This window comes from Leptospira vanthielii serovar Holland str. Waz Holland = ATCC 700522, from assembly GCF_000332455.1.
Taxonomy (GTDB): domain Bacteria; phylum Spirochaetota; class Leptospiria; order Leptospirales; family Leptospiraceae; genus Leptospira_A; species Leptospira_A vanthielii.
On the sequence record NZ_AOGY02000051.1, the window covers coordinates 85,540 to 108,402 of the forward strand.

The 22,863-nt window shown below is 40.2% G+C and carries 22 protein-coding genes; 13 read left to right on the forward strand and 9 right to left on the reverse strand.

The window, feature by feature from the left end; translation table 11 throughout:
• The first annotated feature begins 2 nt into the window (after positions 1–2).
• Positions 3–773, forward strand: coding sequence for a glycerophosphodiester phosphodiesterase (locus tag LEP1GSC199_RS11035; protein ID WP_002982618.1), 771 nt, complete (start codon positions 3–5; stop codon positions 771–773).
• On the opposite strand, the gene LEP1GSC199_RS11040 is transcribed toward LEP1GSC199_RS11035, so the two are convergent.
• Entirely contained in the window at positions 731–1,120 is a 390-nt protein-coding gene (locus LEP1GSC199_RS11040) for a hypothetical protein (RefSeq protein WP_002982676.1), read from the reverse strand. The two genes, LEP1GSC199_RS11035 and LEP1GSC199_RS11040, sit on opposite strands and share 43 nt — an antisense overlap.
• Before the next feature lie 46 nt (positions 1,121–1,166).
• On the opposite strand from LEP1GSC199_RS11040, the gene LEP1GSC199_RS11045 reads away from it, so the two are divergent.
• From LEP1GSC199_RS11045 to hisC, 3 genes are read left to right on the forward strand one after another with little or no spacing between them, the layout of a single operon-like run.
• Complete coding sequence (locus tag LEP1GSC199_RS11045; RefSeq protein WP_002982234.1) at positions 1,167–2,534, forward strand: hypothetical protein; 1,368 nt, start codon at positions 1,167–1,169, stop codon at positions 2,532–2,534.
• 9 nt (positions 2,535–2,543) lie between these two features.
• Positions 2,544–4,061 carry a 2-isopropylmalate synthase gene (locus LEP1GSC199_RS11050; protein WP_002982535.1) on the forward strand — a complete coding sequence of 506 codons (1,518 nt, stop codon included), beginning with the start codon at positions 2,544–2,546 and terminating at the stop codon, positions 4,059–4,061.
• A gap of 31 nt (positions 4,062–4,092) precedes the next feature.
• Entirely contained in the window at positions 4,093–5,160 is a 1,068-nt protein-coding gene (hisC, locus tag LEP1GSC199_RS11055) for a histidinol-phosphate transaminase (RefSeq protein WP_002982749.1), read from the forward strand.
• Between the two features lie 124 nt (positions 5,161–5,284).
• Here the strand turns inward: hisC and LEP1GSC199_RS11060 are convergent, their stop codons facing one another.
• Together LEP1GSC199_RS11060 and LEP1GSC199_RS11065 are read right to left on the reverse strand one after the other, a co-directional pair.
• A complete protein-coding gene (locus tag LEP1GSC199_RS11060) occupies positions 5,285–5,683 on the reverse strand; it encodes an Hsp20/alpha crystallin family protein (protein ID WP_002983043.1) in 399 nt (132 codons plus the stop codon).
• A 10-nt stretch (positions 5,684–5,693) separates the two neighbouring features.
• Complete coding sequence (locus tag LEP1GSC199_RS11065; RefSeq protein ID WP_002983109.1) at positions 5,694–6,137, reverse strand: Hsp20/alpha crystallin family protein; 444 nt, start codon at positions 6,135–6,137, stop codon at positions 5,694–5,696.
• Positions 6,138–6,292: 155 nt separating this feature from the next.
• Here LEP1GSC199_RS11065 and LEP1GSC199_RS11070 point away from each other — a divergent pair, with 155 nt between their 5' ends.
• Complete coding sequence (locus LEP1GSC199_RS11070) at positions 6,293–6,751, forward strand: RidA family protein (RefSeq protein WP_002982367.1); 459 nt, start codon at positions 6,293–6,295, stop codon at positions 6,749–6,751.
• Positions 6,748–7,302, forward strand: coding sequence for a hypothetical protein (locus LEP1GSC199_RS11075; protein WP_002982775.1), 555 nt, complete (start codon positions 6,748–6,750; stop codon positions 7,300–7,302). Before LEP1GSC199_RS11070 ends, LEP1GSC199_RS11075 begins: the two co-directional genes overlap by 4 nt.
• A gap of 109 nt (positions 7,303–7,411) precedes the next feature.
• Here the strand turns inward: LEP1GSC199_RS11075 and clpA are convergent, their stop codons facing one another.
• From clpA to LEP1GSC199_RS11100, 5 genes are read right to left on the reverse strand one after another with little or no spacing between them, the layout of a single operon-like run.
• On the reverse strand, positions 7,412–9,679 hold the full coding sequence (gene clpA, locus LEP1GSC199_RS11080; RefSeq protein ID WP_002983289.1) for an ATP-dependent Clp protease ATP-binding subunit ClpA: 2,268 nt from the start codon (positions 9,677–9,679) through the stop codon (positions 7,412–7,414).
• Complete coding sequence (clpS, locus tag LEP1GSC199_RS11085) at positions 9,676–10,017, reverse strand: ATP-dependent Clp protease adapter ClpS (RefSeq protein WP_002982361.1); 342 nt, start codon at positions 10,015–10,017, stop codon at positions 9,676–9,678. Before clpS ends, clpA begins: the two co-directional genes overlap by 4 nt.
• Positions 10,017–11,180 (reverse strand): GNAT family N-acetyltransferase, encoded by a 1,164-nt coding sequence (locus LEP1GSC199_RS11090; protein ID WP_002983230.1) that lies wholly within the window; start codon positions 11,178–11,180, stop codon positions 10,017–10,019. Before LEP1GSC199_RS11090 ends, clpS begins: the two co-directional genes overlap by 1 nt.
• Before the next feature lie 15 nt (positions 11,181–11,195).
• Positions 11,196–14,345, reverse strand: a complete 3,150-nt coding sequence (locus tag LEP1GSC199_RS11095; RefSeq protein WP_002983183.1) for a SpoIIE family protein phosphatase — start codon at positions 14,343–14,345, stop codon at positions 11,196–11,198.
• Between the two features lie 27 nt (positions 14,346–14,372).
• Entirely contained in the window at positions 14,373–15,014 is a 642-nt protein-coding gene (locus LEP1GSC199_RS11100) for a DedA family protein (protein ID WP_051999757.1), read from the reverse strand.
• 90 nt (positions 15,015–15,104) lie between these two features.
• On the opposite strand from LEP1GSC199_RS11100, the gene LEP1GSC199_RS11105 reads away from it, so the two are divergent.
• The 5 genes from LEP1GSC199_RS11105 to LEP1GSC199_RS11125 are packed head-to-tail and all read left to right on the forward strand — an operon-like array spanning position 15,105 to position 19,615.
• Positions 15,105–15,536: a hypothetical protein gene (locus LEP1GSC199_RS11105; protein ID WP_002982896.1), complete on the forward strand. Its 432-nt coding sequence runs from the start codon at positions 15,105–15,107 to the stop codon at positions 15,534–15,536.
• Between the two features lie 2 nt (positions 15,537–15,538).
• The gene (locus LEP1GSC199_RS11110; protein ID WP_002983235.1) at positions 15,539–16,648 is read left to right on the forward strand and encodes an AI-2E family transporter; all 1,110 of its coding nucleotides are present in this window, start codon (positions 15,539–15,541) and stop codon (positions 16,646–16,648) included.
• On the forward strand, positions 16,649–17,926 hold the full coding sequence (xseA, locus tag LEP1GSC199_RS11115) for an exodeoxyribonuclease VII large subunit (protein WP_002982435.1): 1,278 nt from the start codon (positions 16,649–16,651) through the stop codon (positions 17,924–17,926).
• Between the two features lie 9 nt (positions 17,927–17,935).
• Positions 17,936–18,211, forward strand: a complete 276-nt coding sequence (locus LEP1GSC199_RS11120) for an exodeoxyribonuclease VII small subunit (RefSeq protein ID WP_002982688.1) — start codon at positions 17,936–17,938, stop codon at positions 18,209–18,211.
• Positions 18,212–18,214: 3 nt separating this feature from the next.
• The gene (locus LEP1GSC199_RS11125; protein WP_002982486.1) at positions 18,215–19,615 is read left to right on the forward strand and encodes a high affinity choline transporter 1; all 1,401 of its coding nucleotides are present in this window, start codon (positions 18,215–18,217) and stop codon (positions 19,613–19,615) included.
• Here LEP1GSC199_RS11125 and LEP1GSC199_RS11130 read toward each other — a convergent pair.
• A complete protein-coding gene (locus tag LEP1GSC199_RS11130) occupies positions 19,584–20,633 on the reverse strand; it encodes a D-alanine--D-alanine ligase (RefSeq protein ID WP_002983015.1) in 1,050 nt (349 codons plus the stop codon). The two genes, LEP1GSC199_RS11125 and LEP1GSC199_RS11130, sit on opposite strands and share 32 nt — an antisense overlap.
• A 47-nt stretch (positions 20,634–20,680) precedes the next feature.
• On the opposite strand from LEP1GSC199_RS11130, the gene LEP1GSC199_RS11135 reads away from it, so the two are divergent.
• Together LEP1GSC199_RS11135 and LEP1GSC199_RS11140 are read left to right on the forward strand one after the other, a co-directional pair.
• Positions 20,681–22,090: a hypothetical protein gene (locus LEP1GSC199_RS11135; protein WP_002982451.1), complete on the forward strand. Its 1,410-nt coding sequence runs from the start codon at positions 20,681–20,683 to the stop codon at positions 22,088–22,090.
• A complete protein-coding gene (locus LEP1GSC199_RS11140) occupies positions 22,087–22,863 on the forward strand; it encodes an MlaE family ABC transporter permease (RefSeq protein ID WP_002982735.1) in 777 nt (258 codons plus the stop codon). The genes LEP1GSC199_RS11135 and LEP1GSC199_RS11140 overlap by 4 nt, the downstream gene beginning before the upstream one ends.

The window sequence follows — 22,863 nt, forward strand, 5'->3', positions numbered from 1 at the left end:
CTATGTTCCAACCAAGAATCGAAAGAATCAAAGCCATTCTCGGAAAAACTCCTGCCAATATCGGACATCGGGGGGCACGGGGCCTTGCTCCAGAAAACACTCTTGTATCCTTTCTTGTGGGATCTGATTCCACACGGTTTTTTGAATTGGATACCATGCTTTGTGCGTCCGGCGAACTTGTGGTCATCCATGACTTCACTGTGGATCGAACCACCGATGGGAAAGGAAAAGTGGCTGATTATAAATACCGGGCTCTTGCGGAACTCGATGCGGGAAGTTTTTTTGAAGAAGCCTTTGAAGGAGAACAAATTCCCACACTCTCCCAAGTGATCCAAACTCTTCCCGAAAATACTGTTTTTGATATCGAAATGAAAAGTGAAGGTAAAAAAGAGGAAAGGCAGGCTCTGGCATCGGCCCTTGTCAAACTGATTCGGAAATACAAACTCAGTGATCGCATTTGGGTCAGTAGTTTTGATTGGGATCTTGTGGATCTGATCAGAATCGAAGAACCCGAGGTATTACGTGGCCTTCTCATGGAAAAAGGAGATTCGCTAAACAAGAGTTACATGGATTATGAGCCGGATTTAATTCTTCCCCATCTTTCTGCCTGTACAAAAGAATTTGTGCAAGGCCTAAAGGAAGAGTCCTTACTTGTGATTCCTTATACCACCAATACGGAAGAAGAATGGAGCCAGTTAATGGAAGTGGGAGTGGCAGGTCTCATTACAGACTATCCCGACCGTTTGGCGGAATTTTTAGAATCTAAAAAATAAAACCAGACCCAATTTCCCCAAGGATCTTCATACAACGAATAGTTTTTGTCTGGAATGGATTGAACCAGTTTGAGTGAAGAAAAATTGGAGTGGTTGAGGGTGGTTGTGTCACAAGTAAGAGTGATGGTTCCTTTACGCACCGGGCAATGTTCTGTAACTTTGGAAAAGACCAAACATTCCCCCGATTTCAATTTCAATTCAGAATGACCAAAACTTTCTTTTAGGACAGTCCCCCCGAGAAACGATTGGTAGAATCGGAGTGGAATCGTAGTGTCCTCGCCACCGTCTAAATTGACAGAAAAGAACTGAGGAAGGACTAAATCCATGTTTTTGTTATCATTCATCATACAAGGAACTCGCCTCGTTATGTTGAGGTTCCCTCTTTAGTATCCTATGTCGATCCAATCCCCACCGCAATTTTATTTTTTTTGGTTTTTTTTGGTTTCCGGCATCACTAACTTTTTGTTATGCGAAACAATTTACTTTGATCTAATTCATTCCGCAGACAATCTCTACCTTCCATTACTTTTAAAGGATTTAGCTTCGGGACATGGAATGTTTCACTGGTATTTGCCTCCATCTCCCTATTTTTTCCCTGATTTATTTTTAAATCTAATCCTCTATCCATTTGTTCCATTTTTATACATTCCTTCAGCGTATGGAACTCTCCAAATGTTTTTTGTGTTACTCGGAATTTCTTTTTTCATTACCAAGTATACAACCAAAACAGCGGCACTAGAGTTTCTCTTTCGTTTCGAGTTTCTTTTGATCCTAGTCTCTTTCCTCGGATATTGGATTGGAGACAATCCCCTTCCTTTTGTATATTTTCTATCGCAGGCACACCACAGCACAGGTTTTTTTTTCTCACTTCTTCTTACCATGTATCTTTATTCGGTGTTAAACGACAGAGAAAAGGATCACCGAGGGGATGGTTCTCACCAGTATCTTCCCAATCATTTAACTGCCTTCTTTTTCTTTAGTTTTTCGCTACTTTATCTCTCAGATCGTTTTTCGTTTTCTGTGGGTGCTATCTCTTTTTTTGTGGTTCGAATTTGGGATTCGAAGAGGCCTCTCTCGGAGAGAATTTCTTACTTCCAAAAGAAACGTTTTTGGATTTTAAGCTTCCTATTTATTCTCTTCAATGAACTCGCATTCCTCGGTTTGAGACAGATCTTTCAGATTCCCGGAAGTTTCCAAATTCTATGGAATTATCTTTCACGCCAAACTTTAGAAAGTAGTTTGCAACTCTCTGGAACTTACCTTTGGGACTTTTCGAAACATATCTACTACCAAGGAAAATCGATTCTTTTCTTAATTTGTTTGCTCTTTTTTACTTATCCAAAATTTCCTAAACTCATCCGCCACCTCCTGATTGTCTTTTTTCCGGTCCTAGTCGGACTCCTCCTACTTGTGGGAAGGTTCACATACCTCCATCCTTATCCCATTCGGTATTTATTTCCCCTCTGGTTTTTTGCCCTGTTTGGAATCACCTGGGTCCTTGTTCCTTTTACTAAGAAGATTTCCCACTGGGTTCTTTTTTTGGCCCTGGGAGGTGTGATGGTCTTCCTTTTCTACCTACCGTATCCGAGAGCAGAAGTTCAATCCAGGTTATCCTCCATCACAGACAAGGAAGTGACCTACGATTTGGAAAAACCCATCCGGTTTTGGAGCGAAGGGAAACAAACTCCCGTTCCTATCGATAAAGACGGGAAACCCTACCATTGGATCACAGGTGCATTCCATACGCACTTGACAGAGTAAAGCAAACCTATGATCTGGAAGGAGATGGAAGATTACGTACGCATATTTGATACCACTCTAAGGGACGGGGAACAATGCCCCGGGGCTGCGATGAGCGAAGATGAAAAGGTGGAAATTGCCCAACACCTTGCCCGAATGAAAGTCGATATCATCGAAGCTGGATTTCCAGTTTCTTCTCCTGTACAATTCAAAGCTGTAGAAAGAATCGCTCGGGAAATCGAAGGACCAATCATCTGTGGACTCGCAAGGAGCCTTCGTCCTGATCTGGAAGCCGCACGTGATGCGCTAAAACCGGCCAAACTCAAACGAATTCATACCTTCATAGCTTCCTCTCCCATCCACATGAAACACAAATTGGGAAAGTCTCCTGCGGAAGTTTTGGAGATGGCAAGAGCTGCCGTCAAGATGGCAAGAGACTTTGTTACCGATGTTGAATTTTCACCAGAGGATGCCACTCGTTCGGAATGGTCATTCTTACGCGAGTTAGTCGAAGCTGTCATCGAAGAAGGCGCAACCACCATCAACATTCCAGACACTGTGGGTTATACCACCCCACAAGAATATATGGATCTATTTCGCTTCCTTAAAAAGGAAGTGAAAGGTGCCGACAAAGTGATTTTTTCTGCCCATTGCCATAACGACCTTGGTCTTGCAGTGGCCAATTCACTCGCAACGGTTCTTGCGGGAGGTCGTCAAATTGAATGCACAATCAACGGGATCGGCGAACGTGCCGGTAACACTGCCATGGAAGAAGTGGTAATGGCATTAAAAACAAGAAAGGATGCCTTTGGGGTGGAAACAAGAATTGATTCCACACTCATCACTCGCGGTTCTCATTTGGTAAAAACCACAACCGGTATGGTAGTCCAACCGAATAAAGCCATTGTGGGTACCAATGCCTTTGCTCACGAGTCTGGAATCCACCAAGATGGTGTGATTAAAAACAGACAAACTTATGAAATTATGACACCGGAATCCGTGGGACTCAAATCCAATCGTATGGTTCTTGGTCGTCACTCTGGCCGAGCGGGATTCAAAGATCGAATCATCCGTATGGGTTTTGAACCCAAACCGGAAGAAATTGACAACGCCTACAACCGTTTCCTTGAGATTGCTGATAAAAAGAAGGAAGTCTTTGATGAAGACATAGCCGCACTTTTTCAAGGAGAAATCAGCCGTTCCCAAGTGGAGGAAACCTACCGACTTGTTTCCTTTGAACAAAATACAGGAACAAACAAAACTCCTGATTCCAAAATCTCTTTGTCCATCAAAGGAGAAACTAAACAAGGAGAAGCCCATGGAGATGGGCCGGTAGATAGTATCTTTAAAGCAATAAACCAAGTGACTGGACTTTCCCCACTCTTATCTCGGCTTGTGATTTCTCCCGTGACGGAAGGAACCGATGCCATGGCAGAAGCTTCTGTGACTTTAGAAGATGGGGAAAGACGAGTGGTAGGAAAAGGGGATTCCACAGATATCATTGAAGCCTGTGCGAAAGCCTATATCAATGCCCTGAATCGGTTATAATCCAGTGACAAGTCCAAACGAAATATTTTCTATGGAAACATTGGTGCGTAAAGAGTTACTAACTTTCAAACCATACACTCCTGGCGAACAACCAGGTCTTAGCACATCTACCATCAAACTCAATACCAACGAGAACCCCTACCCACCTTCTCCCAAAACCAAAGATGCGGTAGAGAAAGTCATGCTAACTGGTGTTTTACGGAAGTATCCCAACTACCACGCAAGGAAACTTCAAGAGCTCATAGCAAAAGATTATGATTTGGATCCCAACCAAATTTTAGTCACCAATGGTTCGGATGAAGCCTTACGGATGTTATTCCATACACTCATTGGACCTGGGGATGTGGTTGTGGCGCCAGACCCCACGTATTCCTACTATCCGGTCCTTACTGAACAAATGATGGTGGGGGCTATCTACAAAGCGGTTCCCCTCCTACCTAATTTACATTTTGATTTTGAATCTTTATTAAAAGAAAAAGGTAAGTTACTCTGTTTTGCCCACCCGAATGCCCCAACCGGTGTGGAAGAAGAAAAATCAAAACTTTTAAACTTAGTTAAAAATTTTTCAGGACTTGTTCTTTCTGACGAAGCCTATATTGATTTTACTGAGCCTAACGCTAGTTTAATTTCTGAGATTAAAAACCATCCAAATCTTGTTGTTTCCCGGACCTTTTCCAAATCCTATGCGCTTGCAGGACTTCGGGTGGGATATCTTGTGGGATCCCTTAATGTCATCCATTGGATTCGTAAACTAAAAGATTCTTACAATGTGGGAATTTTGGAACAAGTGGTTGCCGAAGCTTCATACTCAGACAAAGAATACTTTTTTGAAAAACGATCCCTTGTGATCCAGGAAAGAATAAAGTTAAAAAAAGAATTGGAGTCCATCGGATTTTCCATTCCAAACTCTTCTACCAATTTTTTATTTTGTAAACCAAAAGTGGGAATCTCTCCGGAAAGTCTTTATTTACAATTAAAAGAAAAGAACATTCTCATTCGTTATTTCTCTACAGGAATTTCCAAAGACTACATTCGAATCACCATTGGAACCCCAGAAGAAAACAAACAATTGCTAGAAACAATTCGCACCCTTTTATAAAAGAAACGCAACTGAACTGACTGAGCCTTCTTTCTATAAAAGAAAACCCGACTTGTCAGAATTGACAAACCGGGTTTGTGATAAAATTCCGTTAAGGATTACCAAACACCTAACAAGGAATTGTTTATTTTTGAATTTCGATTTTTGTTTTTTTCGGCTCCATTTTAGGAATGGTTAGTTCCAAAATCCCATTCTTCATTTTTGCCGTTGCTTTGTCAGAATGAATCGCCTTCCCAATGGTAAATTTACGGAAGTAGTTTCCTTCTCTGTATTCTGCAAGTCGCACTTGGCCTCGAGATTCCACTTGTGTAACAAACTTTCCTTCTAAAATCAGTTGGTCTTTTTCAATTGATATCTCCACAGAAGATTGGTCAACCCCTGGCATTTCCACGCGAAATAGAAGTTCCGCTTCTGTTTCCAACACATCTACATTTGGTGAGTAAACTTTCACCGGTGTTTTTTCCACTTTCTCGGCAACTTTACCTGTGACTTCTTCTTTGTTTTCTTTTGTGAGTGTATTCATAATTCTCTCCTTAACCAGCAATGATGGATACTTTTTTAGGTTTATCTTCTTCTCTGCGAGGAAGGTGGATGTTTAAAACACCGTTTGTGAATTTTGCAAGGACATGATCTTGATCGACGCGAAATGGTAGTTCCAAAGTTCGATGAAACTCTCCATTAAAGATTTCACGACGATGCACCTCTGTTCCTTCCGCCAATTCTTCAGCTTTTTTCTTTCCATGAATGGAAAGAAGATTGTCTTTTACATTGATATCGATCTCGTCGGCCTCCATCCCAGGGAGTAAACAAGTAACCAGAGCCTCATCTTCCTTTGTATAAACATTTACAGGAGGGAAATTGGAAGAAGAACCGAATTGGCTGTCCAAAATGGATCGGGTCAACTCATCATTCAACCGGTCAAAGTCTCTCCAGAACTGATTTGCTTTTGTTTGTGGGTCTAGAATTCGGAACAACATGCTCATTCTCCTCTTTAGCACTCAAATTTCTTGATTGCTATTTTCATTAGCACTCTACATGTTTGACTGCCAATCGTCAAGAATGTTTTCTATTTTATCATATTTTAGAAAAAAAATTTTGTCCCTAACACCAGTCCTCTCTAGCCTGGAATCCAATGCCTATCCAAGATACTTTAAAACAATTGGGTTTAGAAATCCCTCCTGTTCCCGCAGCCCTTGCTGCATATATCCCTTCCAAACGGGTTGGAAACTTAATTTTTACCTCTGGGCAATTGCCTCTCGTTGCTGGAAAATTGCGGAAAACAGGAAAGGTAGGAAAGGATGTCACCCTTGCCGAAGCACAAGAAGAGGCCAAACAGTGCTTACTGAATGCCCTCGCTGCCATCTTACTTCAGGTTGAATCCTTAGACCAAATCAAATCCATTGTGAAGTTAGGTGTCTTTGTTTCCTCCAGTCCTGAATTTACCGAACACCATTTGGTGGCCAATGGAGCTTCAGAACTTGTAGCCGCAATTTTTGGAGACAAAGGAAAACATGCCAGGTTTGCGATTGGAGTGAGTTCCCTCCCACTGGATGCCAGTGTGGAATTGGAAGTGGTGACCGAAGTCGAATGACAAATTCTTTTTTGATTAAATGTATAGCTATTTTTCAGTTCACCAAAGAATCATTTCTTTTTGTTCCTGACCTAATCCTTGCTTGGTGGTTTTTAACAAAAAGGATTTTCCTTTCTCTCTATCGTTATTGGGACACAAAACTTTTTTTTGATAAAATATTTTTTATCTTTTTATTCTTACAACTACTCTTCTCTATCCTTCCTTGGTTTTCATATGAGATTCGTTTTTTTGAAATTAAAGAATCCATTTCGCTTGGGCCCAAATTAAATTCGGTGTTCATTCTCCTGAGTCTTCTTAACTTTTTTTTCCTCGGATTTTGGAAATCCCAATGGACGAGGTTTTGGTTTTTCGCAAGCCAAATGGTATCGGTTGTTTTTGTGATCTGGGGGTATTTGGATCCCAAACGTTATTTTTATGATTTTGTGAAACCAGAGGAAGTGGGACTCCACATTCCATTCTATTTGTTTTTAAGTTCAGTACTCGGAGCGTTTGTTTTTGGATATCTCACCTTCAAAAAAGAAGATGAAGTATTAAGTAGAATTCATCCATAAACTATGTGGTTTATGGACCAGTCTCTTGGTCCATACGTCATTACCGTTTTTAGAAAGAATCTGCCTAGAAATCAAAAGATTTTTGACTCTCTTACTTTAGAACTTTTAATTAGGAACTCACTTCCTGGATTTCTAATACATCTTTCCCCTCTTTTTCTTTCACATCCACAAGGTAACGGTTCACTTTGTCTTTGTGGAAAAGAATTTTTTTAGAAAGGGGTTTTCCGATTTCTGAATTGAGAATCCGTTGGATGGGCCTTGCTCCCATGGCTTTGTCATAACCTGTCTCCGCCAAATAACGCACCGCTTTCTCTGACAATTCCAAATGAATCCCTTTTTCTTCGGCTTTGGCTTGTAAACTGCGAAACATTCTTTTGACCACAAGTTCTACCACAGAGATGGATAATGCGTTAAACTCTACAACCGCAGTCAAACGATTTCGAAATTCAGGTGTAAATGTCCGTTCGATGGCTTTCAAGGACCGATCATCATACCTATCTGTATCAAAACCGAGAAGTGGTTTGGAACTTTCCTGAGCTCCTGTATTGGTCGTTAGGATTAGGATCACATTACGAAAGTCAGCTTTTTTACCAGTGCTATCCGTAAGTGTGGCATGATCCATCACCTGGAGTAAAATATTATAAATATCTTCATGTGCTTTTTCAATCTCATCGAATAACAAAACACAGTGGGGATTTTTGGCAATGGCATCTGTAAGTTGACCCCCTTGGTCATATCCCACATATCCGGGAGGACTTCCAATCAGGCGAGACACGGAATGTTTTTCCATGTACTCACTCATATCAAACCGAAGGAACTCCACTCCCATTTTCTCTGCCAAAGTTTTTGCCACTTCTGTTTTTCCAACACCTGTAGGACCCACAAATAAAAAACTACCAATCGGTTTTCCTTCGTCACTTAGTCCTGAACGAGAATAGTGAATGGCATCTACCACTTGTTCTATGGCATGGTCTTGTCCAAAAACAACGGACTTAATTTCCGAATCCAGATGTTCCAATTTCTTTTTGTCATCCGCTTTGACAGTTTTTTCTGGAATTTTAGCAATCTTTGCGACCAAGGTTTCAATTTCCGAGATCCCAACTTGTTTTCTAGGTTTTTCCTTTTTCTCATCGCGTAACTTGACAAAGGCGCCAGATTCATCCATTAAATCGATGGCTTTGTCTGGCAAAAATCGGTCTCGCAAATGCAAACTGGATAAATCCACGCAAGCTTCAATGGCCTTAACACTGTAAGTGACTCCGTGAAAAGATTCGTATTTGGGTTTTAGGCCTTTTAGAATTTCAATCGCATCTTCCCGAGACGGTTCCGAAACTTCAATTTTTTGAAATCGTCTGGAAAGAGCATGGTCTTTTTCAAAGATCGATTTGTATTCTTTATACGTAGTGGTTCCAATGCATTTCAATTCGCCATTGGCAAGGGCAGGTTTCATTAGATTGGAAGCATCTAAACTTCCCCCAGAGACAGCTCCGGCACCCACAATGGTATGAATTTCATCTACAAAAATGATTCTCTCTGGTTTTCCGACGACTTCTTGTAAGATGGCCTTCAGGCGTTCTTCAAATTCTCCACGGAATTTGGTTCCTGCCATGACAAGGCCCATGTCCAAAGAATAAATTTCCATATTCAGAAGGCTTTTGGGGACAAGACCTTTGTCTACGCGTTCGGCGATTCCTTCCACAATGGAAGTTTTTCCAACACCCGCTTCTCCGACAAAGATGGGATTGTTTTTACGACGACGTGATAAAATATGAATGGTTCTTTCGATTTCTACTTCTCGTCCAATGCAAGGATCTAGTTTTCCTTGTTTAGCTCTTTCTGTGAGGTTCACACAAAATTTTTCTAATGCTGACTTACGAGAGCTTGCGTCCGCTTCGCCGGATTCCGTTTCTTCGGCAAATTCAGGTTCCTCGGAATCCTTTTCTTTTTTGATTCCATGGGAGATGTATTTGATTACATCGAGTCTGTTCACTTCTTGTTTGGCGAGAAGGTAATAGGCTTGGCTATCTTCTTCTCGAAAGAGTGCAACAAGCACATTGTTTCCATCCACTTCATCTTTGCCGGAATTTTGCACATGAAAGGCTGCAAACTGGATGACAAATTGAACTCCCACAGTATAACGTGGTTGGATTTTTAAATTAGGAACTGCGATTGTCGAAAGATCCTCTTCGAAGTATTCAGTCAATTCTTTTCTGAGGAGATCCAAATCACAACCCACATTCACTAGGACTTCTTTTGTTTTTTCATTAAAAGTCAGTCCATATAACAAGTGTTCCAAGGTGATAAATTCATGGTGGTATTTGGATGCTTCTTTTCCTGCAAGCTCCAGACTTTTTTCTAAATCAGTGGAAAGGTTCATTCGTCCTCCTCTTTTGCCAATTGACATTGTAATGGATGTCCTGCATCTTCTGCCAGTTTATGGACTTCCGCAACTTTGGTTCTTGCAATGTCTAAAGAATACACCCCGCAAACGGCAGAGCCAGAAGTATGCGCCTTCCACATAATTTGACGAGATTCTTCCATAGATTTCCGAAAAACATTGGCAAGAACATAAACTACAAATTCCTGCGGAGTGTAATCATCATTGATGAGAATCACCTTATAACGATCCGGTTTCTTTAATTTCTGCTTTTGTTTTTCCCGTTCAAGCAGTTCTACGTTCATGTCTGTGTAAGACTTTCTTTTTGGATCTGACATTATCCCTCCCGCAGAGCCTTAATAGGAGACTGCGCATTGTAGGCGGAAATATTTTCCCTTTCCATAACAATCTCTCGTTCCAAATAGGATTCGATTGCGGCTCGGCCTTGTTCATTGTAAATATGATGCAAACTGTACATAGGAACCGCTTCATACCCCCGAAGGAATTTATGTTCGCCTTGGGCACCCGCTTCCACTCGTTCCATTTTATGTTCGATAGCATAATCGATCAATCGGTAATAACAACATTCAAAATGCAAATTGGGAACATGTTCCAAAGCCCCCCAATACCTTCCAAATAAAAACCCATCCCGAAATACATTCCAACTTCCACCGATTGGTTTACCCGATGGGTCCGATGCCAAAACTAACAAAAGTCTATGGCGAAAGGTTTGGTACATCTCTAAAAAAAATTGACGGTTAAGATAGGGTTGTCCCCATTTTTTGGAATGGGTATCCTTATAAAATTCATAAAATATATGTGCATGGTCTTCCGTAATTCCATCTCCAGTGAGAGTTTGAATGGTAAGCCCTGACTCAGAAATTTTCCGTCGTTCTTGGCGAATGGTTTTTCTTCTATCCTTTACGAGTGTTGCTAAAAACTCCTCAAAACTCGCAAAACCTTTGTTAAACCAGTGGTATTGATGAGAGAGCCTAGGAGCAAAAGAATTGGCAATTCCTATTTTTTGTTCTTCTTCTTTGCAGAATAAAAGGTGAACCGAAGACGTTTCCTCTTGTTTTCCGAACTGGAGTAGTCTTTGTAAAAGCTCAGAACTTAAAAAAACTTTTTCCTCTGCTGTCAGATTTGGATGGAGTAAAATCCGACTTCCCGTCACCGGAGTAAAGGGAACCGCTACTGTGAGTTTTGGGTAATAAGGAATTCCTGCCCGGTGGAATGCATTGGCCCACTGGAAATCAAAAATATATTCCCCGTAGGAATCACTCCGAACATAAGCAGGAAGGATTCCCGATAGAACTCCTCTTCGCCTAGCAGAGACAAGCACAGGAGTCCAATCGGAATCTCCTATGCAACCTGTCTTCTCTAATCCAAATAGAAATTCATATTCTTGAAAGACCGAATCTGGTAAAACCAGGAGATTCCATTCTTCCTTTGTAAACTCCCCAAACTTGTGGGAAATCGTAATCTCAAATGATTCACTCAATGTAAACCTTAGACTCTAACTTACAACATCTTGTTTGTTTTGTTTCTTCCGAATGTGGTCAAGAAGCCGTTGCAAACTAGGATTTTCTGGATCTAATTCCAAAGCGGAACTGAGTATATTCTCTGCCCGATCCAAATTTTTATCTGCCAAATACGTCTGCCCCAAATTAATCAAATTTTTGACATGCCCCGGATCACGAAGACGAACCCTTTCCCCAAAGTCAATGGCTGTTTTGACATCGGCAACTTTACGGGCACAAAAAGCAGTGATATACATAATCTCTGTATCCATAGGTTTTAACAAACTATAGTCCTTTGCCATTTTTTTGGCGTTGCCATAGTCTTTTAATTTTAAGTAGAGTTGGATGAATTTCTTTTTGATCTCAGGGATGTTTTCTTCTAGGGAGTTTGCTTCCTCAAGATAGGCAACCGCTTCTTGTAAATCAGAGGATTCACTGGCTTCCTTTGCTTTGAGTAGGAGGGCTTGGATTTCTTTCAAACGTTCTTTTTCAATTTTGTACCGTTCTTTTTCCTCGATATAAGAAACACGTAACAAGGATAAGTCGTCTGTGAGACTACCGTATTTAGCCAATTCATCATAAATTTTATCGAGCTCACCCTTTCCCGATTCCACAACTTTTAAGAATAACCTTTCGTCTTCGTTAATCACCCGTTTTCCATCGGCGGTGTGCGAAATCAGTAAATCATCCCGACCATCTGAACCGGCAATCAAAATGTCTCCAGGTTCTAGCTGGAAGGTTTTGATATAAAGATTTCCCTGAACGCCCGAAGTTCCTAATTTCCGAAACATCAATTCGTTTTCGATAAAACTGGCAATCCCATCTCGGTAAAGAACCATCCAAGGATGTTCGGCATTAATAAAATACAATAACCCTGTTTCATTATCAATCAGACCAAGAACCAAAGAAACAAGCATGGACCCATCAAACCCTTCAAAAATTTTATGAAGTTCCAAAAAAGTATTTTTTATCCAACGTTCTGGATAAGTATTTCTTGCCTCACCCAAAAGTTGCGTCCTTGTGATGATGGACTCAAATACAGAGCCAAGCACCAATGCTCCACCAGCACCTTGCATCGATTTTCCCATAGCATCTGCGTTGAGAAAAACTGTATAGGAGCGATTGTTTAGAAAAATTTGGTTGGCGATATTTAAATCCCCACCAATTTCTTTTTCATACTGGCGGAAGGTAAATTTTTTCTTTTGTTCCAGTAAAAAATCAATATGGACATTTTCATGTTTCGCATGATTGGCGTTAAATGGCTGTAACAAAAGAGAAGTTAAAAAATAATCACCATCCTGTTGGTGTTTTAAGGATTGTACTTCCTTCAAAGTGTTTTCCAATTCCTTGGTGCGTTCCTGCACCTTGACTTCCAACTGATCTGCGTACTGCTCTAATTTCTTTCTTGCGGCCTGGATGGAACGAACCATTCGGTTGAAGGATCGAGCCATAAATCCAATATCATCTTCTACATGCACGGTCAGGCGATGTTCTAAGTTTCCGGAATTTACCTCAGTCAAACCTTCAATAATTTGTTCTATGGGTCTAAGGAGTGCTATTAAAAAGAAGAGTCTATAACCAAAAATCACAAGAACAGCCAGGGATAAAACGCCAATGATCCAAGGTAGAGTCACCTCCTCTTGGAATTCCCGGTAATCTAGATAAGGGTAACCTACTTCATGTACAAGACCCTTTGTTTTGTCGACTATCAGATAACTTACGTAAAATGAATACTCAGGATTGTCCTCGGCAAATTTAACACGACCCCGATAGTTTCTGTCTCCATGATTTGGCATGGGGGAAAACATTTGGTCGAGGATTTCCGATTTTTTTTCTTCTGGGAGTTGGGAGTCGAGAACGGAACGCGCCTCTGCGTAAAAACCGGAAAGAGGTCCCTCTTTTTTGGAAACAAGAGAATCTGCATTGTCCGAAAAATTCTTCGTCTGTATTTCCCTCAATTTGTTTCTTGTATAGAGAATTTTTCTTTTTTCCGATTCTAATTCATGGATCAAAGATTTTGGATCGGTAACTTTTTCTAAAGCTAAAAGCCGTTTAATTTCTGCCACATAACCACTGCTTGTTTCAGGTAAAACGGAAAGTAAATTTTTTGTTTTATCTTTCCAATCCTTACTTTCTTTGAAAGATAGAATGGTTTCTAGAGCCCAATAGTTCCAATACTCCGATTCATAATTTTTGGGGTCGACCGCAGATTCATCCATTCCCTTTTTCCGAATAAATTCTTTTTGGCTGGTATCATAAGTATAATGAAAACTAGGGACTTGGTCCGTTTCTAAACCAGCGATGAAGTTCTTTGCGCGGGCAGTATGCACCATATCATAGTTATCTTCTGATTGTTGAATGACTACATAGGCAACTAATTGTAATACTAACAGAAAAGAAGCGAGCGAGATTCCGATGATCCGAGAGATAATGGTGGTTTTATCTTTTGTGTTGTTGATATAGACCACATTGGCCACAAAAAGTCCAACAACCAAAACAAGATCCGTTATGGTTTGATAAATACCCCGTCCAATGGCGCCATCTCTTGACTGAGCATTCATGATTCCCGGAATGATGGTTACAAGGATAAAAGCAATCAAGATACTTGTTGTAGCAAATCTTGACTCCTTTTGCATTTTGAAAATCTGAACTAATGCAACTAAAGAAAAGGTAACAAAAAAAACCAAAACTATGATCGCATAAACTTTATAAAAAGCAGGAACGGGGAAGTCCCAATAATGGCCACTAAAGAAAAACAACCTACCTGCTGTTAGACTAATGTAAACAAAATATCCTGTAACGAATACAACAACCGAAATCATGATTCGAAAGAGGTATTTTTTAAATCGCGGGAAATAAACCTCTGGATAACTTAAGAAAAAACTTGTCAGGTAAGTGGCACCGGCCATAGCACCAATGATCACAAGCCAACGCAAGTATGCGGAAGCAGGTCCCATAAAGGAAAAATTGATCATATATCCGAAATGAAAAAGGCCAAGCCAAAGAGTTCCCATTCCCAATTGGTAGGTAGCCTCCGACTTTTCTTTAACCGTTAAAAAAAATTGTGCATTGTAAAAAGTAAAAATTACACCGACCAGAGAGCCGAATGTATAAAAATCAAACGCTATATTTCCCCAAGAGTTCATGGGTGAAAACCCTAACAGAAAATAAAATCATGTCAACTTTGTATTTCTTTTCTTCTTAATTTGGTATAGAAAGTAAAAGAATAAACATAGAATGATTAATCCTATGACCTGATTGTAGTAAGATAACATAACAACGATTTGGTTCCAGTTGGCTCCCAAAACTGAGCCTCCCAATAGCAGGATTCCGCACCAAAGCGAAATGGCAATCGAGTACAACAATACAAATTTAATAACGTTCATTTTACTCATTCCTGCAACAATGGAAACAAAGAAGCGAATTCCTGCGGAAAATCGGGACAAGAGAACCACAATGAGTTCATACCGGCGAAACCAGACTAGTGTTTTATGTAAGTTTTCTTCCTGGTAGAGGGCCGACAAAAAAGGGAACCGTGATCGTTTTAGAAAATGGAGGATCCTTTCCCCAAAAAAATACATGACAAGGGCCCCAAGAAGATTCCCCAAATAAGTAGCCGCTACTACAGAAACAAAAGACAGAGGAGAACCCGGACTTGAGGCCAGAAATCCAGAAAACACAGTGACCGTGTCGCCCGGCCAAGGGGGAAAAACATTTTCCAGAAAATTTGAAAAACAGAAGAAACCCCAAAGCACGACGGGCGGTAACTCTAAAATCCGAGTCAAAAAGGCATCAAACTGTAGAAAATCCAACACAAAAGAAAAGATATGCCTTCCTGTCCAATGGCAACAAAGATTTAAAAAAATGAATGGAAGGAATCCCTAGTCTCACATTTGCTTTCCCTAATGCTTCGATTTCTGCCTATTTTATTGCTATTTCTCTGGGCTTGTTCACCAACCACCCAAACGGAAATCTATCGTTTCGATCAAATCATAGTTACAAAAAACCCGACAAACGCACCACCCGCTTTCCCACAGTCTTTTTTCCCTGACCAAACCAAGTTTCTACAATCAAGTGAGTTCAAAACAAGTCACATCCACACCAAGGAAGCCTATCTTCTAGTGGAGTCGGAAGAAAGTATAGAAAGTATTCGCAAACGAATTGAAACTCGTGCAGCCCAAGGTGACTGGAAACTCATCGATAAAACAGAAAAAAACGGAGAAATTACTTATTTATTGGAAGGTTTTATCAAAAAATCTCTTTCGATCGTTGTCTCTGAAAGTGCTGGGAATTCTCATTTTTTACGTTTTTATTTTAGAAAACAATCCAGTTATTAATTATGAATTGGATTAAAAACAAAAACGAAATTATCGTCTATCTTTTGCTTGGTGCCATATTTATAGGGACTTGTCTTACTTTATTTTTTGTATTCAAACCTTTTCTTTGGGCCAGTTTCCTTGCTCTACTGTTTTATCTTACAACAAGAAAGATTCACAAAAAACTAAAAAACATACTCGGAGTCAAATTCCACGGACTTTCGCCTTATATCATGGTGATCCTTATGCTTGCTGGAGTATTTATTCCGTCTTATTTGATTCTTTCTACTCTAATTCGCGAGTCTTTAAACTTAGTCAGCTATATTAGAAACCAACTCACAGAAGAATCTATTGTATCTTTGTTACTTAATAGTCCGATGCTCACAGACTTCTTTACGGAGAACGAATTTTTTTGGATCAAACTTCCTTTGTTGTACCGGGAATATGTAGGCCAACACATGGACATTTTAAATCTAGATTCCATTTATAGTTTACTAAAAAACTCCTCTGGTTTTTTAGTTGGCTCGTTTGAAGTACCTGGTGCCATTATTTTTAATGCATTTTTTACATTTATTTTACTTTTCTTTTTATACAAAGAAGGAAGCCGGATGGAACATGCACTTTTTGTTTTACTTCCCTTCCCAACAGAAATTGAAGAACGACTAGGTAGGCGTATCGAAGAAGCCATTCGCACTGTGATGATGGGAAACTTATTCATTTCTCTATTACAAGGAACCTTCGTATACGTATTGTTACTATTTACCTCCGTCTCAAATAAGTTTTTACTTTCTAGCATCGCCACCATCTTCTCACTCATCCCTGTTGTGGGAACATCGGTTGTTTGGTTACCCATTGGTTTGTATATTGGACTTGTCCAAGAGAACTGGACAGGGAGTGTACTTTTTATGATCGCGGGTGGTGCGAGTTATTTGATTTTAGAGAACTTAGTAAAACCCAAAATTTTAGATAAAAAACTAAAAACTCATCCGTTTTTAATATTTTTGTCTCTCATTGGCGGTTTACAAGAGTTTGGTGTCGCTGGGATCATTATTGGACCTATGGCCTTAACACTTGTCATCATCCTTTGGGATTTTTGGAAAATTTTTAGAGAGACACGTTTTCAGAATATCTAAATGGAACTTGTGGACTCATCTCTCAGTGTCAGTGAGGTCAACCGCCTCATAAAAGCCAAACTCCAGGACTCATCGGATTTTAAAAACATTTGGGTTCGCGGCGAGATATCCAACCATTCGCAAACCAATAGCTCAGGCCATGTATATTTTTCCCTGAAAGATCAGACGAGTGTGATCAAGTGTGCTTTTTTTTCCTTCCAAGCCAAAAACTACCGTGGAACGCCACTGAGGAACGGAATGGAAATTTTGGTATATGGTTCGATTTCAGTTTATGAACCTGGTGGGTATTATAGTTTAACAGTTCAAAAGATTGAAGAAATTGGAGAGGGTGACATCCTTCTCAAAATTGAAAAATTAAAAAAAGCACTATTGGATAAAGGGATTTTTGATGTCACACACAAACGCCCTCTTCCCAAGTTCCCAAAACGCCTAGGTATAGTTACCTCACCCAAAGGGGCAGCTGTAGAGGATATCATTCGGATTGCCACAGACTTAAATCCTTCCATTCAGATTTTGGTTTCCCCTTGCCTAGTACAGGGAGATGGGGCTGAGGTCTCTATCATCGAAGCCATTAAAGAACTGAATGATCCCAAATGGGAAGTGGATGTGATCATTGCAGGACGTGGTGGTGGTTCCTTCGAAGACCTAATGGCCTTCAACCAAGAAGCAGTCGTGATGGCTTATTACCATTCAAGGATTCCTATTATTTCCGCAGTGGGTCATGAAATAGACCGAGTGCTCACAGACCTTGCGGCGGATGCGACTACTCCCACTCCCACAGCCGCGGCAAAACTAGCCATTCCCAATGTATCGGATACTCTCATCCGACTGGATGAAATGGAAGACCGAATTAAATCTGCCCTAACTAATGTTATCCGCATAGGAAAAGAAAAATGGGCAGGCCTTATCACAAGACCTGTTTTTCAAAATCCGAAAACTTTATTAGAAATCAGATCCACAACACTGGATGAACTGATGACCAAAATTTCACTGCTCGGAAAAAACTATTTGGTTCGCAAACAAAGCGAATTCCAGAGGTTTGATAACCTTTCCCATAACTGGAAATCCTATTTAGAAAGAATCCATAATAAATTCACTCTCGCAGAACAAAGATTAGAACATTTTTCTCCACTAGGGACCTTAAAACGTGGGTATTCGGTAGTTCGTAATCAAAACAAACAAGTTTTATCTTCCATCCATAGTATCAAAGAAAATGAAAGTTTAGAAGTATTCCTCTCCGATGGAAAACTTCTCGTAGAAGTAAAAGAAAAAATATAGGAATTCAAAATGGTAGAGAAAAAATCAATTAGTTTTGAAGAAGCACTGCGTGAATTAGAAGACATTGCAGAAAAATTAGAAAGAGGAACCCTTTCCTTAGAAGATTCCATCAAGGCCTATGAAAGAGGAATGGAATTAAAAAAAGTTTGTTCCGAACGACTTGTGGATGCAGAAGCAAAAATTGAATTTTTATCCAAAGCACCGAGTGGTGAAATCGTAAAATCTGCGGTCAAAAAAAAGAAAGAAGATGGGCCTTCAAAACCTGTGGAAGAAGATTTATTTTAAAGAATGAGTTTCCAAGCAGTTTTCATTGTTGGTTACCTACTCATAACGATCGCCATTGGAGTGTATGCGGCAAAAAAAGTCAAAAACTCTCGTGACTTTATCTTAGCGGGTAGAAGCCTTCCTCTTCCTATTTCTACTGCCGCACTTTTTGCTACTTGGTTTGGAAGTGAAACCATCCTTGGTTCTTCCGTTGAATTCGCTAAAGGAGGGTTTTTATCTGTCATCCAAGACCCGTTTGGCGGAGCCCTTTGTCTTTTTTTACTAGGTCTCGTTTTTGCAAAGTATCTCTACCGAATGCAAATCCTTACCTTTGGCGATTTTTATAGAAACCGGTATGGAAAGAAGATGGAATTTATCGCCGGAATCTGTTTGATTTTTTCCTATTTCGGATGGGTGGCCGCACAATTTGTGGCACTCGGAATTATGGTGCAGATTCTTTTTGGAATCAACCAATTCACAGCCATAGTCATAGGAGCTTGTCTTGTTGTTTTTTATACTTATCTTGGGGGAATGTGGTCGGTTTCCTTAACAGATTTTTTCCAATCCATCTCCATCATTGTGGGTCTTGTGATCGTCTTATTCGAGTTAAACGAAGTTAAACCAATTTGGACTTCGATTCAAGAAAAACCCGATGGGTTCTTTCGTTTTTTTCCAGAGTCCAATTACCATGCATGGACTTTGTATCTTTCTGCTTGGATGGTGGTTGGGTTTGGATCTTTACCCCAACAGGATATCTTCCAAAGGGTGATGTCTGCAAAATCCGAAAAAGTGGCCATTACCGCCTCTTATCTTTCTTCCATTTTGTATCTGCTTTTTGCCCTGATTCCTTTGTTTTTAGGTCTCCATGCCAAAAGTCTCTTACCCGATTTTGATTTACACGGTGAAACGGGCCAACTCCTCATCCCCACTATGATTTCAAAATTTGCAAGCCCTTGGGTTCAGGTTTTATTTTTTTCAGCCCTCATCTCTGCTATACTTTCGACTGCCCCAGGGGCCATCCTCGCTCCTTCCTCCATACTATCTGAGAATATTCTAAAATACGCATTTAAAGATATGAATGATAAAAAGTTACTCTTTCTCTCAAGAACTTCCGTTCTTATCATTGCAGGAATTTCATTTTTACTCGCTGTAGGAAAACCATCTATTTACGCTCTTGTGGAAGACTCAGGAGGGATCTCTCTCGTGACACTCTTCATTCCCATGGTTTTTGGGCTATTAAGCCAAAAAGCAGACGAACGGGCTGCCCTTTTATCCCTCTTTGTAGGAATTGGGACTTGGCTCGTACTCGAAGTGTATGGCGACGATATGACAAGCCATTTCTATGGAACGATAGCCAGTCTTATCGCCATCCTTGTGGGAATGTACTTCTTTCCTAAGAAAGAGCAATCGATAAAAGCCAAGTAAATACTTCTTTCATCTCTATCCCCAGTGCTTTTGCTTGTTGGGGAATTAAACTTGTCCCCGTCATTCCTGGCAGAGTGTTGGTTTCTAAAACATAAGGGATTCCATCACTAATGATAAAATCTGTCCGCGAGTATCCTTTACAACCAAGCACTTCATGACACTTTAAAGTATACTCTTGGAGTTTTTTTGTGATCTCCTCCCCCACCGGTGCTGGAGTGATTTCTTCACTTCCCCCTTTGGTGTATTTGGCTTCAAAATCAAAAAACTCGGACTTAGGCCGAATCTCTGTTGGCACGAGAGCAAAGGGAATTCGTTTGGTTCCTTCCTTTTTTTCCAAAACCCCAATGGATATTTCTGTTCCCGAAATTAACTTTTGGATGAGTACCCGGTCTTCGGAGACAAAAATTTTATCAACAAGAACCATTGCCTCTTCTGGGGTTTTTGCCATTCCTGTATTGACACTAGATCCGCCTAATGTCGGTTTAATGAATACGGGGAAGGAAAAGGGCAGATTTAAAACTGTTTTTCTTGCGTCTACTTTTCCTTTTTCTAAATCCACAAAGGGAGCAACAGGAATACCGATGGTTTGGAATAAAAGATTGGCTCTGTATTTATCCATTGCCAGAGCTGATGCCAAAACTCCTGAACCAGTATGCGGAATCTCTAATACATCTAAAAATCCTTGGATCCTTCCATCTTCACCGGCTCCACCGTGTAATCCCAAAAAGGCGGCCGCAAATCCATGTTCCAATAGCCCTGCCCCTGACTTTGGTTCTGATATCTGGTTTATGGAAGAAAATTCTTTTAAAAAATCAGATTCGGTTTTATCCGTAGGGTCAGGGTAGATCGGATCTTTTCCTTTCGGGATCCAAAATTTTCCCGTTTGGTCAATGTAAACAGGACAAATTTCGAATTTGTCCCGATCGATTGTATTAAAAATGAAATAAGAAGAACGAATGGAGATGATATGTTCCCCGGAGATACCTCCGAAAAGCAGTGCGATTTTGGTTTGGATCATGAAATCACTTGATTCCTTTTCTAGAAACTTGAAGATATTGAAATTACGTGGATTCCCGCTTTAAAATTCAATTCGGAATTGTTTTTTGTCTCCTCTTTCTCAGTTCCTCCATATATGCAAAACTCCCCAACTCCTTTACCGAAGACATCAAATCCAACTACCACCAATTTTGGTTTTTATATGAATCGGAAACAAGAGGGCGCCAAAGTTATTTAGCCTTTCGCCCATTCTACATAGGTTTTCAAGACAAAACCTATGCCTTTCGTTTTAAGAGTTATCTATCCCCTCTTTATTATAAAGAAGAAACCAACTACTGGTATACTTGGTCTTCTTTATTTTTCTTTAGTGGTACGGGATTCAAACACGAAGAAGGAGACGCCGATGAAGACATTCTTTTCACTCCACTTTTCATTTGGGGAAAAGGAGAATCCCAAAGGGAAAACTATTTTAGTGTCTTTCCTTTTTACGGCAAAATTCGGAACAAACTCTCTTATCAAGAACTGAGTTATGCACTTTTTCCCATTTATTCTGAGTGGAAGTACAAAACTTACGAAGCCAAATCCATCCTTTGGCCTTTAGTCATGTGGGGCGGTTCCGAAACTAGAAGTGACTTTCGAATCTTTCCTTTGTATTCTAAAAAGGAACACGAAGGAAAATACAAACGCCAATCTTTTCTTTGGCCTTTTTTTCAGTGGGGAGAAGAAAGGTTGGATAAAAAAGAACCTACAACTTACTCAATTTTTTTTCCCTTCTATAACAGCAAAGATTCAAAAGATGGAAATATGAAAAGTAGAGCCTATCTTTGGTTTCCCATTTTGAATTCTTTATTTTCTTATGGTTATGATAAAAAAACAGGGCAAACCAATTACACGGCGCTGTTTATTTTTTTCCAATACACAACTTCTGAAAAAAAGGATACACAAAAACTAGTGTTTTTTCCCTTTTATGGATATTCTTATTTTGCCAATAAAGAAGCGGAGTTCATCACTCCATTTTACATCCGTTTGTCGCAAAATACCTCTCACCTAAAAGCAACTTCCCATTTTTTATTACCTTTTTATTCCCAGATGAAAAGTGAATATGTCCAAACAGGTAGAGAAGATTACTATTGGAAACTATGGCCTTTGTTTCGTTACCACAAAGACGCTGATGGAAATTTTGGCTGGAATACACTTGCCATCATCCCGGTTCGTTTTGAAGTGATGGAAGATGTTTGGGAACCTATCTTTTCTCTTATCGAATACAAAAGGTCCTCCAATGGAGAGAAACGTTTGCATCTAATCACAAGACTTTATACTCAAAGATGGACGGAAGAAGAAACCCATATCCACATACCAATCCTTGTAGAGTATTCTAAATCACCTACTGGTTTTCGATATGAATTGGGTTATGGACTTTTTGGGATCGATACAAGAGAAACAATAAACAAATACAAACTCCTTTGGTGGGAACTATGAAGCGCTTATATTCCAAAACCTTGGAACCTTTACTCTATGCCATTGGGTATACGGTCCTCCTTCTCTTTCGTTCGGTTGGCCAGTCCCACCATCTCTATTTCAAACGAAAAGAAATCCTTGAACAGATGTTCATTGCGGGTGTTGGTTCTCTTTTTGTTGTCTCCATCGTATCTATTTTTACAGGAATGATCCTTGGCCTAAACACTGGTCTTGGTCTTCGGGACTTTGGGGCCGAAGGGCAAATTGGACTACTGCTTACCATCACACTCACTCGAGAAATGTCTCCCTTTATGACCTCTCTCATCCTTGCTGCCTCCGTGGGTTCGGCGATGGCTGCTGAGATTGGAACCATGAAAGTCTCCGAAGAGATTGATGCGTTAGAAGTGATGTCCATCAATCCCGTTCGGTATCTGGTGATGCCAAGAATCGTTGGATTTTCCCTTATGGTTCCCGTGCTCTGCGTGTATTCAGCCGCCTTAGGAATCTTAGGTGGAGGTATTGTTGGACATTTTCAACTGGGAATTGATATGATTAGTTACTTCCAAGATGTATATTATAGAATCTCTTCCGTTCCAGGCCTGAAAGATTTGTATGTGGGACTTCTCAAAGGTTATGTGTTTGGTCTCTCCATCTCGACTATTTCCTGCAGCCAAGGACTTAGGACAGAAGGTGGTGCCATCGGTGTGGGTCAAACCACAAGAAAGGCTGTGGTCACATCGTTTCTTATGGTCATTTTTTCTGGTTATGTGCTCACTGCCTTATTTTATAAATGA

Coding starts and splice junctions, on each gene's coding strand:
- LEP1GSC199_RS11035 (WP_002982618.1), top strand. CDS start 3: ATGTTCCAACCAAGAATCGAAAGAATCAAAGCCATTCTCGGAAAAACT.
- LEP1GSC199_RS11040 (WP_002982676.1), bottom strand. CDS start 1,120: ATGATGAATGATAACAAAAACATGGATTTAGTCCTTCCTCAGTTCTTT.
- LEP1GSC199_RS11045 (WP_002982234.1), top strand. CDS start 1,167: ATGTCGATCCAATCCCCACCGCAATTTTATTTTTTTTGGTTTTTTTTG.
- LEP1GSC199_RS11050 (WP_002982535.1), top strand. CDS start 2,544: ATGATCTGGAAGGAGATGGAAGATTACGTACGCATATTTGATACCACT.
- hisC (WP_002982749.1), top strand. CDS start 4,093: ATGGAAACATTGGTGCGTAAAGAGTTACTAACTTTCAAACCATACACT.
- LEP1GSC199_RS11060 (WP_002983043.1), bottom strand. CDS start 5,683: ATGAATACACTCACAAAAGAAAACAAAGAAGAAGTCACAGGTAAAGTT.
- LEP1GSC199_RS11065 (WP_002983109.1), bottom strand. CDS start 6,137: ATGTTGTTCCGAATTCTAGACCCACAAACAAAAGCAAATCAGTTCTGG.
- LEP1GSC199_RS11070 (WP_002982367.1), top strand. CDS start 6,293: ATGCCTATCCAAGATACTTTAAAACAATTGGGTTTAGAAATCCCTCCT.
- LEP1GSC199_RS11075 (WP_002982775.1), top strand. CDS start 6,748: ATGACAAATTCTTTTTTGATTAAATGTATAGCTATTTTTCAGTTCACC.
- clpA (WP_002983289.1), bottom strand. CDS start 9,679: ATGAACCTTTCCACTGATTTAGAAAAAAGTCTGGAGCTTGCAGGAAAA.
- clpS (WP_002982361.1), bottom strand. CDS start 10,017: ATGTCAGATCCAAAAAGAAAGTCTTACACAGACATGAACGTAGAACTG.
- LEP1GSC199_RS11095 (WP_002983183.1), bottom strand. CDS start 14,345: ATGAACTCTTGGGGAAATATAGCGTTTGATTTTTATACATTCGGCTCT.
- LEP1GSC199_RS11105 (WP_002982896.1), top strand. CDS start 15,105: ATGCTTCGATTTCTGCCTATTTTATTGCTATTTCTCTGGGCTTGTTCA.
- LEP1GSC199_RS11110 (WP_002983235.1), top strand. CDS start 15,539: ATGAATTGGATTAAAAACAAAAACGAAATTATCGTCTATCTTTTGCTT.
- xseA (WP_002982435.1), top strand. CDS start 16,649: ATGGAACTTGTGGACTCATCTCTCAGTGTCAGTGAGGTCAACCGCCTC.
- LEP1GSC199_RS11120 (WP_002982688.1), top strand. CDS start 17,936: ATGGTAGAGAAAAAATCAATTAGTTTTGAAGAAGCACTGCGTGAATTA.
- LEP1GSC199_RS11125 (WP_002982486.1), top strand. CDS start 18,215: ATGAGTTTCCAAGCAGTTTTCATTGTTGGTTACCTACTCATAACGATC.
- LEP1GSC199_RS11130 (WP_002983015.1), bottom strand. CDS start 20,633: ATGATCCAAACCAAAATCGCACTGCTTTTCGGAGGTATCTCCGGGGAA.
- LEP1GSC199_RS11140 (WP_002982735.1), top strand. CDS start 22,087: ATGAAGCGCTTATATTCCAAAACCTTGGAACCTTTACTCTATGCCATT.